The sequence below is a fragment of the Candidatus Lariskella endosymbiont of Hedychridium roseum genome, from assembly GCF_964020185.1.
GTDB lineage: Bacteria > Pseudomonadota > Alphaproteobacteria > Rickettsiales > Midichloriaceae > Lariskella.
Window position 1 is genome coordinate 1,227,006 of sequence record NZ_OZ026538.1, and the last position, 14,261, is coordinate 1,241,266.

Sequence of the window (14,261 nt, forward strand, 5' to 3'; positions counted from 1 at the left end):
TACTTAGCATTTATTAGAATAATTTAGCATGTTAATATAGAGATCAAGATATGGCAATGCATAAATACCGATCGAAACGCTAAATCTTAACAAAAGATTCACAAATTAACTTATTTGCGTCTATAATCTTGAATTTCTTCGATAAGCCGCTTTGCTCTATGCTGTTTGTGATGATAATTATATCTATCTGTGAATTCTCAAGCCTTGCAACAGCTCCAGTTGAGAAAACGGCGTGTGTTGCAATAGCAATTACTTTTTTAGCTCCATTTTCTTTTAAGATATTGCATGCATTGCACATAGTCTTTCCTGTATCAATTATATCATCTATAATGATACAGTTTTTACTATGAACATCTCCATGCATTCCTAATATCTCGCAATCGTTATCACGACTACGCATTTTATGCATTTTAACAATCGGCAAGTTAATTGCAGCAGCTATTTTATTTGCGCTTGAGGCTCCTCCTTGATCTGGCGCTACAATAGAATAGTTCTGCGCAAAAGGATGTATAGCCTCTAAGAAGAGAGGACTTGGATCTATATTATGCAATTTTATATTAAAAAAACGTATAGAATCAGGAGAATGTATATCCAAAGTCAATATATGATCTATTCCTGCTGCAGCAATTATTTTTCCAAGCACTCTCATAGCAACCGCTTCTTGTGCAACTAGTTGTTTATCTTGCCTGCTATAACCAAAATAGGGAATTAGAGCGATTACATTCTTTATATTTTTAGATTGTCTAACAGCATCCGCTATCAAAAGTAGCTCCATTACGTTTTCTGATGCCGAGCTATTTGTGGACTGTACTATAATAACTGTTTCGCAATTCAGTTGCTCGGAAATTCTTACTTTGAATTCTCCATCTGCAAACTTCGTTAATTCTGCTTCTATATATTTAAGTTCTAAGTGGTCGCTCAGTATATATGCAAAAGCCTTACTATTGCTTCCAGCTACTACTACTGTTTCTTGTTGTATCATATATTTAGCTAGTTTGCTTAAAGTGTTTCGATATTTAAAGGTTACTCGCTGATCATCAAATAGTCTGGCAGCAAAAATTTTTGAGAGTTTTCACAATTAGATAGAAGTATGATATGATCACTTTTTTAAAAACTAAAGAGTGGTTTTATGGTTTGTTGTAAGGGATGTTGCTCTGATATCTTTGTAAAGAATGGCATTGTGAGTGGGTGTACAGCGTTATAAGTGCAGATCATGTTCTAAATTTTGTTGAGGGCGATCTGGGCAAGAAGCCTCAAACAGCTGTTAGGAAAGCATTATGCGTTATGCTATATAGTCTTGGTATGGGCTCTTTTTCTATGTTATGCAAGATATTAGGGCATTCGGCGTCCATAATTTATCGCTGGGTAGTAGAGGCGATGGGCAAGACTCAGGAGCCAGTTGTCTCTTCGGATATTATGGAGATGGAATTCGACGAGATGTGGCATTTTATTGGTTCAAAAAAAACAAGCTTTGGACCATTAAGGCAGTTGATCGTAGTACAAGGAGAACAGTTGCCTGGGTTACAGGCAATCGTGATACTGCAACATTCCAAAAGCTCTACAAAAAGTGAGTCATCTGAAAGAATGTCATTTTTATACGGATGATTGGGATGCTTTTTCTAAAATTTTACCCAAAGAGCGTCATACAATTGGAAAGTCTGGCACAGTATGTATCGAGAGAGATAATAGCAACACGCGACATCATTTAGGCCGAATGACACGGCGCACTAAAATCGTTTCTAAAAAAGAGTCAATGGTATACAGATCCATCAAGCTTTGGTGCGCTCTTACTATTACACAAATATTCAAACAATATCAAGAACAGCTCTTATCTATCTTTATGTGAAAACTCTCAATTTGTTAATGAGACGTTCTTCATTTGATATAGCTCTATCTAAACGTTTCAGAGTACAAAAAAGATAAAGTATATGTCCCAAATTATTCATGATATTCAATGCTTCTGTGCATTTTAATATCAAATCACCAAGGAATTTCGGTATATTATAATATACCCTTTCCTTCTCTGTCATTTCATCGCTAAATTCACAAAGATAAAGAATCGCATCGCATATTTCTAATACGCTTAGCTCTGCGTTGTTTGCTAGTCTTTTTTCAAGCTGTGTTTGCAATACCTTAAGAATTGCATCAACATTTAGTTCATTATGTATATTATGTTGGCATGTGATAACGATTTATTCAAACGTGTTATAGATCTAATATACTCCTCAAGCGACAGCTGAAGTGTGAATTCTATACCTCTGTTCAACTCAACTCTCACTCGGTTTATATTAAGATCCGAATGATGATCTAGCAAAACTTGATTTGCAATTCTCTGACAAAAAAGCTCTTTATAAGATTCAATTATGTAGAGCATTTTTTCTTGCATAGAAGTGCTAATTTCTTTAGAGATAGTGATTTCTCGCACTTTAAGTAAAAGATCTAAAATTTGTTTATTTATAGCTTTAGTATTTAAATGATCTGCAAAGCCATGCATAACCTCTAGCACCACTTCTAAATTATGTGTTATATAATCCATGCTATCTTGATATGCGTGCTCTTCTTCCATTGGAAGCACAATGCTTGTTATTTCAAATCGCTTGTCATATACTTTTTCAATAGAGCTAACTATAAAGGACAACTCTTCCTGTTTTGTGGCATTTCTACTAAGCACCAAGTAACGCTCTACTATCTTAGATATAATGCTTAATAGATCTAGTTCAGCTTGGTTATATCTATTATTATTATGATGCGGCGTTCTTTGCTTAAAGAGCTTTTCTATTTTTTGAGTATCAAAAACTAACTTGGAAAAGTAGTGATTAAGCACCTCGTATGAAGCATCTTTGCTACGCATTATCACTGCTAGTGTTTCTAAAATACCAATGTATATACTTTTTACTGCTACACAATCAAAGCACCTTAATACTTGCAAGTTTGGTGTTAATATCTCTTCTTGTAATGTAGAAAGGAAAAGACCTGCAAAAATAGTATTAAAGAACTCTATAGTATCTTTCGGTACGATACTACCATCCTCAAGTGCGCGCTTACTTTGATTTAGTGCTTGAAAAAATTTAAACAACAAAGCAATCTCTGCGCTTGAATAGCTAGTTTTAATAAAGCCCCGAGTTATCACATACTGCATTGTATAATAATAAGACTCTAATTCTTCAATTTGAAGATTAGCAAAACATGTGATATACTCTCTCCATTGATTTACTATATTTACGTCTTCAATCTCTTTAAGATGCAATATTTTAGCAAATAATTCGGTATCATTTAGAATATCAAATAGTTTTGCATAACACTTTTCTATTACACCGTTTTTAACATGGCTATAATTTGCAATACTCTCTAGCATGTTATATATGCAACATTCAGCTAGCTTAGTTGACCACAGCCCCATAAAATAACCGCAGATTTGTTGTTTTCTATTACTTTTATTCGCTAAAATCGCAACTATTAGTTGTAAAGGCGCGATTCACAGCAAATATTGACGCTATTAATTTGATAGCATATATGAGAACATGCATCTTAATACAAGGTCAATATAAATTTAATATTTTCGCAATATTATTGTGCCGCACTCTCAAAATCTGATTGCAGAGCTTATAGCTTGCCTTTTTCTACACATGCTATATAATTCCCTTCAGTATTGAATCTTATGGCGTTGTGTACTTAATTGGATTGTAGTTGCTCTTCCTGTGTTCAAGGCTTGCGTTGTTACGTTGAATGGTATTTTGAAAGAATTGTATTTTTCAATATTTTGCAAAGTCAGAAATCTCTACATGACAGATCGACCATCGGAAAATAAAAAGTTCGTCAACATGTGATTGCAACATGTGACGTTTTTTGTTTTTGACACTACCACAGAGACAATACCAGCATTTTATGTGAGTTACCTTCATGCATTGCATATGAATCATGAATGTTTTGCATCATTTTAAAGATTTAGACCTCAACTTACTCTAGAGAAAAATTTGAGAGACATATAACTTCTTTTGTCATGAGTTAGACATGAGCGTGCAAATCTAAGATGTATTACTTTTACATAATAAACTGCAATTAGACATTTCTATTGTTTGATAATTATTAATTATTGGTCTTTCAATTATGTTATCTGGATTATTTTCCTCAGTTGCTTTTGCCAGCGAAGCAGTTTCTACTGCGCCTTCTACTTCCATAGACTTTTTAAAAAGTATGCTACCACTTTTGCTCATCATGGTAGTTTTTTACTTCTTATTAATTAGACCACAACAAAAAAAGATGAAACGACATCAAGAGATGCTGCGTGAACTAAAAAAAGGTGAGAAAGTTATATTGTCTAGTGGGATATTCGGTAGCATTGCAAAAATTGATGATACTTCCGAAACGTTGAATGTGGAAATTGCTGAGAATGTCAAAATAAAAGTAAGGCGCGATGCTGTACTTGAAGTTTTGAATACTGAAGTTACAAGCCCAGCCAAGTAGTAACAAATAATGCAAGAGTATGGAGGTTGCTGTGCCTAAGATTCACTTCATTGAAAGAGACGGTAATAAAAAAACTGTAGAAGCTCCTGTAGGACTTTCCTTACTTGAAGTTGCGCATAAATATGCCATTGACATTGAAGGGGCTTGTGAAGGCTCTCTTGCATGCTCTACATGTCACGTGATAATTTCTCCAGAATGGTTTGACAAACTCGAACAAGCAAAAGATGAAGAAGAAGATATGCTAGATCTTGCATTTGGCTTGACAAAAACATCAAGACTTGGGTGTCAGATTATAGTAGATAACTCATTGGATGGTCTTGAAGTACGACTTCCTGGAGCAACACGTAATATAATGTTTAAAAATCAATAATACATATTTATAAAAATTATTATTTAGTTATATACTGCACACTAGATACACTAAATGAATTAGTGTTATAAGATAATTAATTCTATATTAGACCGCTTCTTCAAACGCTTGTTTAAGCTTTGCTTGCATACCTTGAGGCTCACAAGATGCTTGTGTACTTCAATGTACACTGCTCTCATAGCGCTCTGTGTGCTACTTGCACCTATCTCAACTGTAACAAGTTTGAAGAAGTCTATTAGATAACATGTGTTTTTTGTTCTGTTGCTAAAAATCAGCAACCGTTATATGCATACTTATGGCCCGTTATGCAGTACTTTAAAAATCATTATATGGAGGAAGCGATAAAGTATGCAAAAATTGCTGCATCGCTTGGAGAAGTGCCAGTTGGCGCAGTGGTTGTGCTAAACCATGATATAATTTCTGCTTCACATAACGAAGTTATAATTAGGAATGATCCAACGGCGCATGCTGAAATTTTAGCAATTAGAAAGGCATCATCTTTTTTATCATCATTTTATCTTGCTGAATGCGATTTATATACTACTCTTGAGCCATGTCCAATGTGCGCACATGGGATTTCACTATCAAGAATCACAAAACTTTTCTTCGGCAGTTATGACAGCAAAAGCGGTGGTGTCGATAGCGGTCCTAGGATATTTCACTCCACTTCTGCGCATCATATTCCTGAGGTGTATGGAGGTTTTTATAAAGAGGAATCAGCTGCTATATTAAAGGATTTTTTTTTAAAACACCGTACACTAAAAAATTAGCATGATAAAAAAAAAGTATAAAATAATAGGCTGCTTTGTTGGTAGCGCTTCTGAGCTCGCAATGACTGCTTATAAAGAGCTTGCTTCCAGATATGATTTAATTGATATGTGGAAGCAAGACTCAAAAGCTTGTGACGTTGCAATTACTATAGGAGGAGACGGAGTAATGTTGCGTGCGCTGCACAGAGTGATGAATACTAATATACCAGTCTTCGGAATGAATCGAGGATCTGTTGGTTTTCTGCTAAATCGCTATAGTGCTGAAGGATTGTTGGAAAGGATTGAAAATGCAGCTCCGATTAATCTATTTCCATTGCAGATGGATACAATAACATTAGCTGGTGAGAAACGAAGTGCGCTTGCTATCAATGAAGTATCTCTACTTAGACAAACTAGTCAAACTGCAAAGATTATCATAAAAATAAACGGTCAAGTTAGGTTAGATTCCTTAGTTAGTGACGGCTTGTTGGTTGCAACACCTGCAGGAAGTACTGCGTATAATTTGGCTGTTAACGGTCCTATTATTCCTTTAAACGGAAATTTATTGGCTCTTACGCCGATCAGCCCATTTCGGCCAAGGAAATGGCATGGTGCGTTGTTATTAAAGAAAAATATAATAGATTTAGAAATTGTTGAGCCGCAAAAAAGACCTGTTAGTGCATCAGCTGATTCAGAAGAGATTAGAGATGTTGTAAAGGTGAGAATTTTTGAGCGCTCCGATATCAATATGACACTATTATTTGATCAAGATGAAAGATTTGAAGAAAAAGTAATCAAAGAGCAGTTTGCTTGTATATGATAAGTTTGATCATAAGATATGCACATGAGAGTTTTCACAATTAGATAGAAGTATGATATGATCACTTTTTTAAAAACTAAAGAGTGGTTTTATGGTTTGTTGTAAGGGATGTTGCTCTGATATCTTTGTAAAGAATGGCATTGTGAGGGATGTACAGCGTTATAAGTGCAGATCATGCTTTCTAAATTTTGTTGAGGGCGATCTGGGCAAGAAGCCTCAAACAGCTGTTAAGAAAGCATTATGCGTTATGCTATATAGTCTTGGTAATGGCTCTTTTTCTATGTTATGCAAGATATTAGGGCATTCGCCGTCCATAATTTATCGCTGGGTAGTAGAGGCGATGGGCAAGACTCAGGAGCCAGGTGTCTCTTCGGATATTATGGAGATGGAATTCGACGAGATGTGGCATTTTATTGGTTCAAAAAAAACAAGCTTTGGATCATTAAGGCAGTTGATCGTAGTACAAGGAGAACATTTGCCTGGGTTACAGGCAATCGTGATACTGCAACATTCCAAAAGCTCTACAACAAAGTGAGTCATCTGAAAGAATGTCATTTTTATACGGATGATTGGGAGGCTTTTTCTAAAATTTTACCCAAAGAGCGTCATACGATTGGAAAGTCTGGCACAGTATGTATCGAGAGAGATAATAGCAACACGCGACATCATTTATGCCGAATGACACGGCGCACTAAAATCGTTTCTAAAAAAGAGTCAATGGTATACGGATCCATCAAGCTTTGGTGCGCTCTTACTATTACACAAATATTCAAACAATATCAAGAACAGCTCTTATCTATCTTTATGTGAAAACTCTCATTTTTTTATCACTTTCTGATTTCTCAAATACACTATTCCATATATATTTGTAAATGGCCCGTTGAGATCAAAACATTCGATATTGATTAGCACGTGCACCAAAAGTCTCAGAAGTGGCATAAAATAGTGTTTAGAATGTCAAAATAGCGTTTTAAATCCGTAAGGAAATGTTATAATAAGCGCAAAAAACTTACGGATTTTGTGAAAGTAGATTTCAGCATAAGGCCAATTAATACATCCGAAAATTAGCGCAGGACAGATCTAAAAGCTAATTTTGTACATTTAACTTCTCCGCAAAAATTGCTTTGCTGCGCAAATAAATTTTTGGCGGATAGACTGATTAGAGGTTTTAGATATTTTGCTTATCATTTATAACATAAAAGGTCACTCACTTATTGTCGTATAGATGGTATTTTGGTTGGATATCGATGCTTGAAACACCATGGCACTGTTACTTTCTTGCAACCCTATAACCTATTGCTTCTGCAAGGTGCAGCACGTTTACTTCTTTTTCTTGAGAAAGATCAGCGATCGTTCTTGCCACTCTCAGAATTTTATTAAATCCGCGCATTGATATATGCATCTTTGTACACGCTTTTTTCATCAAGTTTTTTGATTCCTCGTCCATCTTGACAACATCATATAAAAGATCACCATTTAACTCAGAGTTAAGCTTAATTCCAAGATTTTCATAGGGTTCTAATTGTGTAATTCGAGCTGACATTACTCGTTTTGCAACAACTTCAGATGATTCACCGCGTTCCATTTCATCGCTTAGAATATCAACTGCTCGAACCTCGATTTGCATATCAAATCTGTCAAAAAGTGGTCCAGAAATCTTATTTTGGTAATCTTCAACACAGCTTGGAGCTCTACTACATTGCATATTGTTAGGCTCTCCATAATATCCACATCTACATGGGTTCATCGCTGCTATCAGTTGAAAGTTTGCAGGGTAAGTAACATGGTTATTTACTCTTGCTATTGTAATGCACCGGCTTTCTATCGGCTGCCTTAATGCTTCTAGAGTATTTCTTGAAAATTCTGGAAGCTCATCTAAAAATAGGATGCCTAGGTGCGCAAGTGTTATTTCACCAGGTTTAGCATTTTTTCCTCCACCTACCATTGCAGGAAGAGAAGAGGAACAGTGAGGTTCTCTAAACGGCCTTTCTTCTACTAGCATATTGCTAGAGAGTTCACCTGCTATGCTAGCAATTATACTGGATTCAAGTCTTTCTTCATGTGAAAGTGCTGGCATTATCCCAGGCAATCTCTTAGCGAGCATAGATTTGCCAGAACCAGGAGGACCTATCATTAGCATATGATGCCCGCCTGCAGCTGCAATTTCCAACGCCCTTTTAGGAATTATTTGGCCTTGTATGTCTTGCAGATCCGGCTTTTCTCTCCATGCATTCTAATTTCAGGTAATATCGGAGAGCACATCTTTTGTTTACCAGTAAAGTGGTTGAGTACTTCAAATAAACCATTTGCTGCATATACATCACTATTTCCAGACCATGCTGCTTCTAAGCTATTTTCTGCTGGATATATTAGTCCTTTATTTATGGAGTTTGCTTTTATTGCGGCTGGAAGTATTCCTGTCACTTTCGTAAGTTTTCCATCCAACGAAAGCTCTCCCATTGCTACGTAATTTTCTAATTCCTCTTGTGGGATTATTTCAAGGTCTACAAGCAATCCAAGCGCAATTGGCAAATCAAAATGACTTCCATCTTTATTTAGATCTGCTGGAGATAAATTCACAGTAATTCTTTTAGTTGGCAAGGAAAGTCCTATACTAGAAAACGCAGCTCTAATTCGTTCCTTGGACTCCGCAACCGTTTTATTAGGAAGACCTACTATACAAAAACTTGGAAGCCCTTGAACGATGTGAGTTTGAACATCTACCTCTCTTACTTCAATGCCGATGAAACAAAAAGTAGTGATATGTGAGACCATATGATATAAGTGAGCTTATTGGATACTGAATTATTAATATATCTTTATAAAAGATTATTTGTGTAGATCTCGTATGACTGTCCTTACACTTGTAGTTTTATTTGCGTGAAATCTATCAACTTTGCTTGCCTTTTAAATTTTTTCTGTGTCAATGCAGTTCTATAGGTCAATTCAATTTGCTGCGCTAACTTATATGAATTAGTTCGATATTTATGACGCATGTTGTTTAACCTTATTTTTATCTATTAATTATTTTATTGATGACATATTGTTATGTAGCATAAGATAAGATTACATAAAATATATTTTTTCAACTAATTATTTAGCGCGATATAAAATTTTTATATAAAAAATATAATGATTGATATATTGTTTAGCTCTATACGCAGAGCGCTCGGTGTGTTTTTATTTATAATTTCAGCATGTTTGATATTTGCTATATCTACATTCTCACCTGAAGATAGTTCAATATTGCATGCTTCTTTAGCAACTCCTAAGAATTTGATGGGATGGTATGGAGCATACGTTGCAGAACCTATGATGCAAACATTTGGTTATGCAGTATTATTTCCAATTACCTTTTTAGTGACCATTGCACTCAAAATGTTGCAAAACAAACCTTCATGTTTTCATATATTGAGAATAAGTGCATTATTTTTAACATTACCAATTTTCGCAGGATTCTGCACATTCTTAGATATTTCTACAGAACCGCTTTTAAGACAAGGTGGCGGTTTTGTTGGTTTTTTTATCAAAAATGAATTAATGTGGCGCTTCAATCATGATATTGGTTTTACATTAGCAGCAGTTATCTCTTTAGTTGGCATTATAATTTCATTGCATATTACATTTTCAGAGTGGCGCTCTATCGTGGTATTTTTTACAAAAGCTGTATATAGAGGTACTGTCTCTTGTGGCATTTTATTCAGGAAGTTAAAGTCTGTTTACATGCCCAATAATAAAGCATCACACGCCATAGATGATGTTATCTACAGTCATGATGAAAGTAAAAAAGTAGCAAATTCATCCAGAGAAAAAATCAACATTCCTGATAAAACACGCTTCAAACCTATGTCTAAAACAGAGAATGAAGGAAAAGTGCAAAATAGCATCCTATGCGATGATAATTATAAATTACCGAATACTGGCTTACTAGATCCAATATCAACAATACAATCCAAAACTCAGGTAAACCAGCAAGCATTAGATTTAAATTCCGCTGCGCTAAAACAGGTTTTGGAAGATTTTGGTGTGCGTGGAGAAATTACCAACATATTCCCTGGACCAATAGTAACATTATATGAGCTTGAACCGTCAGCCGGAACAAAATCCTCACGTGTTATTAATATAGCAGATGATATAGCCCGCTCTATGAGCGCAATATCTGCTCGTATTGCAGTAATACCAGGGAAGAATGCAATAGGCATAGAGCTACCAAACCAAAAGCGAGCAGTTGTATATTTGAGAGAACTTTTAGAAAGTAAAGAGTACCATCAAAATAATGGAGGGCTGCCGATAATACTTGGGAAGAATATAGGAGGAGAAGCTGTTATTGCAGATCTTGCGAAAATGCCGCATTTGCTGGTTGCTGGAACAACAGGCTCAGGTAAATCAGTCGCGATAAATACCATGATACTGTCCTTGCTTTATAAGCATTCTCCTAAGACTTGCAAACTTGTAATGATAGATCCAAAGATGCTTGAGCTTTCTGTATATGACGGAATTCCTCATCTAATAGCACCAGTTGTCACCGAACCAAAAAAAGCAGTTTCTGCATTAAAATGGGTAGTGCGTGAGATGGAAGAGCGCTATAGGATGATGTCGCTTATGGGTGTACGCAATATTAGTGGATACAATCACGTTATATCTGAACATATACAAAGTGGAAAGGCATTCTCAAAGCGAGTACAAACTGGTTTCGATCAAGAACTTGGTACACCTGTTTTTGAAAATATTGAAATGAAGAATGAGCTGCTGCCTTACATAGTTGTTATTGTTGATGAGATGGCGGATTTAATGCTTGTGGCTGGGAAAGATATAGAAGCTTACATACAAAGACTTGCTCAAATGGCTAGAGCTGCAGGTATCCACATAATTATGGCAACACAAAGGCCTTCTGTAGATGTAATCACTGGTGTAATTAAGGCAAACTTTCCTACCAGAATCAGCTTTCAAGTTACATCAAAGATAGACAGCAGGACAATTCTTGGAGAACAAGGTGCAGAGCAACTACTTGGTATGGGCGACATGCTATACATGGTGCCTGGCGGGCGTATAGAACGCGTTCATGGTCCATTTGTACATGATAAGGAAGTAGAAAGCATAGTTGCTTTTTTGAAAGCACAAGGCGCTCCAAACTATATATCTGAAGATGAATTTATTGACAAAGAAGATGGAAATACTAGTGCTGCTCCTGAAGAAGCCTCAAGTGATCTATACGAAAAAGCAGTTGCAATAGTATTGCAAGATAGAAAAGCAAGTACGAGTTACCTGCAAAGATGTTTGAAAATAGGTTATAATAGAGCGGCCTCTTTGATTGAGAGGATGGAAAAAGAAGGTATCATAAGCCTTCCAAATCATGTTGGAAAGCGCGAAATATTAAAGGGCTAGCCTGTTTATTATGCAACATAAATCAACATTTGAAGAAGTTCTCCTGACTCGTACGCGCACCAAGAGTCTCGAAACAAACATGAAATGATGTCCCGAGTGTCAAAATAGCGCTTTAAATCCGGAGAGTTTTCACATAAAGATAGATAAGAGCTGTTCTTGATATTGTTTGAATATTTGTGTAATAGTAAGAGCGCACCAAAGCTTGATGGATCCGTATACCATTGACTCTTTTTTAGAAACGATTTTAGTGCGCCGTGTCATTCGGCATAAATGATGTCGCGTGTTGCTATTATCTCTCTCGATACATACTGTGCCAGACTTTCCAATTGTATGACGCTCTTTGGGTAAAATTTTAGAAAAAGCATCCCAATCATCCGTATAAAAATGACATTCTTTCAGATGACTCACTTTGTTGTAGAGCTTTTGGAATGTTGCAGTATCACGATTGCCTGTAACCCAGGCAACTGTTCTCCTTGTACTACGATCAACTGCCTTAATGATCCAAAGCTTGTTTTTTTTGAACCAATAAAATGCCACATCTCGTCGAATTCCATCTCCATAATATCCGAAGAGACAACTGGCTCCTGAGTCTTGCCCATCGCCTCTACTACCCAGCGATAAATTATGGACGGCGAATGCCCTAATATCTTGCATAACATAGAAAAAGAGCCATTACCAAGACTATATAGCATAACGCATAATGCTTTCTTAACAGCTGTTTGAGGCTTCTTGCCCAGATCGCCCTCAACAAAATTTAGAACATGATCTGCACTTATAACGCTGTACACCCCCCTCACAATGCCATTCTTTACAAAGATATCAGAGCAACATCCCTTACAACAAACCATAAAACCACTCTTTAGTTTTTAAAAAAGTGATCATATCATACTTCTATCTAATTGTGAAAACTCTCAAAAAAATAAATCTAAGTAGAGAAAGTTCAGTTCATCAGCAAGATTAATATTAAAAATACATTCTTATAAAAGCAGAAATTGAAAACACAGATGTAAGACGTTATATTCACTCATGTTGCTGCATTGCAAATCGAGATATTTATGACTAATAAAAATAATCAATATATTAAGTATAGAAATTCTTCTATGGCATATTCTCTTGTCAAGATCATAACAAAAGTAATCAGAAGTTTGTGTAATACATTTTATGCAGTATTATTTTTGTTTAATGTATTCATTTGTAATGTCGCGGCTGCAGAAAGTGGACTTAGCGGATATCACTCACTTAGGTTTTTTCAAGCTGTAATGGAGTATGTCAAGCAGGAGTATGTAGCAGATGTAGATGAACAAAAGCTGATAGAATCGGCAATACAAGGTATGCTGACATCTCTTGACCCGCATTCGATGTACTTGGACCAAAAGACGTATAACGAGATGAAAATAGCTACTAAAGGTGAGTTTGGTGGTCTTGGTATAGAAATGACGATGGAAAATGGGATACTGAGGATAATTTCGCCTTACGAAGATGGACCAGCATTTAGAACTGGTATAAAAATAGGCGATAGTATTATTGCAATCGATGGAGAAATGGTGAAGGGGATGTCGATTAATGAAGCTGTGGATAAATTACGTGGTGAGCCTGGTACTTCAGTGAACATAAAAATTTATAGAGAGAATTACGGTGTACTGGATACAAAAATAGTTCGAGAAGTAATAAAGTTGGTTCCTGTAAAGGCAAAGCTTGTTGGAGGGAAGTCAGTTGGATATTTCAACGTATCTAATTTCAATGAAAGGACTGCGTCGATTATAAAAAAAGAATATGCGAATTTAATTAAAGAAAATCCTTCTATATCTGGAATTGTGCTAGATTTAAGATGGAACCCTGGAGGTTTGCTTGAGCAAGCAAAAGAGGTGGCTGATCTTTTCCTTAGAGAAGGTGTAATCGTGTCAATAAAAAGCAGAAATAGTGAGATGAACCAAGTTTTTTGTGCAGAGAATAGCGACATTACTGGTGGTATGCCTATAGTTGTGTTAATTAATGGAGGTTCTGCATCTGCTGCAGAGATAGTTGCAGGAGCATTGCAAGAGAATAAGAGAGCGCTTGTGGTTGGCACTAAGTCTTTTGGGAAGGGATCTGTACAGAAAGTGATTCCGCTAAGCAGTGGTGGAGCAATAAAGCTTACCACAGCTCTTTACTACACGCCTTCTGGTACGTCTATACAGGCTGCTGGTATCACTCCGGACATAATAGTGCCAGAAGCGATAGTAAAGCAAGTAGAGGATGGTAGTAATATAATAGGATCTGAAGCTTCCCTAAAAGGACATTTGCGGAAAAAATCTGATAGCATGACAAATGCACAAAAAGAAAACATAAGAACGTTAATGAATTTGGATGAATCTCAAGATTTTCAATTGTTAAGAGCTATAGACACAGTTAAGGTGATGGCGCTTTATAGATGATCAAAAAATTTTGCTAGTCACTAATCATTATAAAGTCTATACGTCAAAAATAAATTTTT

15 protein-coding genes and 2 pseudogenes are annotated in these 14,261 nt (G+C 36.0%); 11 read left to right on the forward strand and 6 right to left on the reverse strand.

Translation table 11 applies throughout. The features are described 5' to 3' along the window. Nucleotides 1–79: 79 nt before the first annotated feature. Nucleotides 80–982, reverse strand: a complete 903-nt coding sequence (locus AACK98_RS06265; RefSeq protein WP_339040807.1) for a ribose-phosphate diphosphokinase — start codon at nucleotides 980–982, stop codon at nucleotides 80–82. 206 nt (nucleotides 983–1,188) lie between these two features. On the opposite strand from AACK98_RS06265, the gene AACK98_RS06270 reads away from it, so the two are divergent. Continuing rightward, entirely contained in the window at nucleotides 1,189–1,605 is a 417-nt protein-coding gene (locus AACK98_RS06270; protein WP_339040809.1) for a hypothetical protein, read from the forward strand. Next, on the forward strand, nucleotides 1,568–1,846 hold the full coding sequence (locus AACK98_RS06275; protein WP_339040811.1) for an IS1 family transposase: 279 nt from the start codon (nucleotides 1,568–1,570) through the stop codon (nucleotides 1,844–1,846). Before AACK98_RS06270 ends, AACK98_RS06275 begins: the two co-directional genes overlap by 38 nt. A 306-nt stretch (nucleotides 1,847–2,152) precedes the next feature. Here AACK98_RS06275 and AACK98_RS06280 read toward each other — a convergent pair whose 3' ends face one another. Then, a complete protein-coding gene (locus tag AACK98_RS06280; protein ID WP_339040813.1) occupies nucleotides 2,153–3,355 on the reverse strand; it encodes a hypothetical protein in 1,203 nt (400 codons plus the stop codon). Between the two features lie 752 nt (nucleotides 3,356–4,107). On the opposite strand from AACK98_RS06280, the gene yajC reads away from it, so the two are divergent. From yajC to AACK98_RS06310, 6 genes are all read left to right on the forward strand, one after another. Continuing rightward, nucleotides 4,108–4,464 carry a preprotein translocase subunit YajC gene (yajC, locus tag AACK98_RS06285; protein WP_339040815.1) on the forward strand — a complete coding sequence of 119 codons (357 nt, stop codon included), beginning with the start codon at nucleotides 4,108–4,110 and terminating at the stop codon, nucleotides 4,462–4,464. Nucleotides 4,465–4,483: 19 nt separating this feature from the next. Continuing rightward, nucleotides 4,484–4,834: a ferredoxin family 2Fe-2S iron-sulfur cluster binding protein gene (locus AACK98_RS06290; RefSeq protein WP_339040817.1), complete on the forward strand. Its 351-nt coding sequence runs from the start codon at nucleotides 4,484–4,486 to the stop codon at nucleotides 4,832–4,834. A 329-nt stretch (nucleotides 4,835–5,163) separates the two neighbouring features. Further along, nucleotides 5,164–5,604, forward strand: a complete 441-nt coding sequence (locus AACK98_RS06295) for a nucleoside deaminase (RefSeq protein WP_339042639.1) — start codon at nucleotides 5,164–5,166, stop codon at nucleotides 5,602–5,604. Between the two features lies 1 nt (nucleotide 5,605). Next, the gene (locus AACK98_RS06300; RefSeq protein ID WP_339040818.1) at nucleotides 5,606–6,403 is read left to right on the forward strand and encodes an NAD kinase; all 798 of its coding nucleotides are present in this window, start codon (nucleotides 5,606–5,608) and stop codon (nucleotides 6,401–6,403) included. Between the two features lie 91 nt (nucleotides 6,404–6,494). Continuing rightward, nucleotides 6,495–6,938: a hypothetical protein gene (locus tag AACK98_RS06305; RefSeq protein ID WP_339040820.1), complete on the forward strand. Its 444-nt coding sequence runs from the start codon at nucleotides 6,495–6,497 to the stop codon at nucleotides 6,936–6,938. After that, nucleotides 6,845–7,213, forward strand: coding sequence for an IS1 family transposase (locus tag AACK98_RS06310; protein WP_339042641.1), 369 nt, complete (start codon nucleotides 6,845–6,847; stop codon nucleotides 7,211–7,213). Before AACK98_RS06305 ends, AACK98_RS06310 begins: the two co-directional genes overlap by 94 nt. Nucleotides 7,214–7,673: 460 nt before the next feature. Here the strand turns inward: AACK98_RS06310 and AACK98_RS06315 are convergent, their stop codons facing one another. After that, complete coding sequence (locus AACK98_RS06315; protein ID WP_339040822.1) at nucleotides 7,674–8,573, reverse strand: YifB family Mg chelatase-like AAA ATPase; 900 nt, start codon at nucleotides 8,571–8,573, stop codon at nucleotides 7,674–7,676. A gap of 14 nt (nucleotides 8,574–8,587) precedes the next feature. Then, entirely contained in the window at nucleotides 8,588–9,178 is a 591-nt protein-coding gene (locus tag AACK98_RS06320; protein ID WP_339040824.1) for a magnesium chelatase domain-containing protein, read from the reverse strand. A gap of 357 nt (nucleotides 9,179–9,535) precedes the next feature. Here AACK98_RS06320 and AACK98_RS08295 point away from each other — a divergent pair. Further along, a pseudogene (locus AACK98_RS08295) lies at nucleotides 9,536–10,021 on the forward strand (DNA translocase FtsK 4TM domain-containing protein); the annotation flags it as partial. Between the two features lie 309 nt (nucleotides 10,022–10,330). Continuing rightward, a pseudogene (locus AACK98_RS06325) lies at nucleotides 10,331–11,788 on the forward strand (DNA translocase FtsK); the annotation flags it as partial. A 129-nt stretch (nucleotides 11,789–11,917) separates the two neighbouring features. On the opposite strand, the gene AACK98_RS06330 reads toward AACK98_RS06325, so the two are convergent. Together AACK98_RS06330 and AACK98_RS06335 are read right to left on the reverse strand one after the other, a co-directional pair. Continuing rightward, nucleotides 11,918–12,289 carry an IS1 family transposase gene (locus AACK98_RS06330; protein ID WP_339042506.1) on the reverse strand — a complete coding sequence of 124 codons (372 nt, stop codon included), beginning with the start codon at nucleotides 12,287–12,289 and terminating at the stop codon, nucleotides 11,918–11,920. Continuing rightward, nucleotides 12,193–12,576 carry a hypothetical protein gene (locus tag AACK98_RS06335; RefSeq protein WP_339040485.1) on the reverse strand — a complete coding sequence of 128 codons (384 nt, stop codon included), beginning with the start codon at nucleotides 12,574–12,576 and terminating at the stop codon, nucleotides 12,193–12,195. Before AACK98_RS06335 ends, AACK98_RS06330 begins: the two co-directional genes overlap by 97 nt. A 267-nt stretch (nucleotides 12,577–12,843) precedes the next feature. Between AACK98_RS06335 and AACK98_RS06340 the strand changes: the two genes are divergently transcribed. Further along, nucleotides 12,844–14,202, forward strand: coding sequence for a S41 family peptidase (locus AACK98_RS06340; protein WP_339040828.1), 1,359 nt, complete (start codon nucleotides 12,844–12,846; stop codon nucleotides 14,200–14,202). Nucleotides 14,203–14,261 lie beyond the last annotated feature (59 nt).

Excerpts from the sequence above, each read along its gene's own strand:
- AACK98_RS06265 (WP_339040807.1), bottom strand. The coding sequence starts at position 982 with ATGATACAACAAGAAACAGTAGTAGTAGCTGGAAGCAATAGTAAGGCT.
- AACK98_RS06280 (WP_339040813.1), bottom strand. The coding sequence starts at position 3,355 with ATGCTAGAGAGTATTGCAAATTATAGCCATGTTAAAAACGGTGTAATA.
- yajC (WP_339040815.1), top strand. The coding sequence starts at position 4,108 with ATGTTATCTGGATTATTTTCCTCAGTTGCTTTTGCCAGCGAAGCAGTT.
- AACK98_RS06290 (WP_339040817.1), top strand. The coding sequence starts at position 4,484 with ATGGAGGTTGCTGTGCCTAAGATTCACTTCATTGAAAGAGACGGTAAT.
- AACK98_RS06295 (WP_339042639.1), top strand. The coding sequence starts at position 5,164 with ATGGAGGAAGCGATAAAGTATGCAAAAATTGCTGCATCGCTTGGAGAA.
- AACK98_RS06300 (WP_339040818.1), top strand. The coding sequence starts at position 5,606 with ATGATAAAAAAAAAGTATAAAATAATAGGCTGCTTTGTTGGTAGCGCT.
- AACK98_RS06305 (WP_339040820.1), top strand. The coding sequence starts at position 6,495 with ATGGTTTGTTGTAAGGGATGTTGCTCTGATATCTTTGTAAAGAATGGC.
- AACK98_RS06320 (WP_339040824.1), bottom strand. The coding sequence starts at position 9,178 with ATGGTCTCACATATCACTACTTTTTGTTTCATCGGCATTGAAGTAAGA.
- AACK98_RS06340 (WP_339040828.1), top strand. The coding sequence starts at position 12,844 with ATGACTAATAAAAATAATCAATATATTAAGTATAGAAATTCTTCTATG.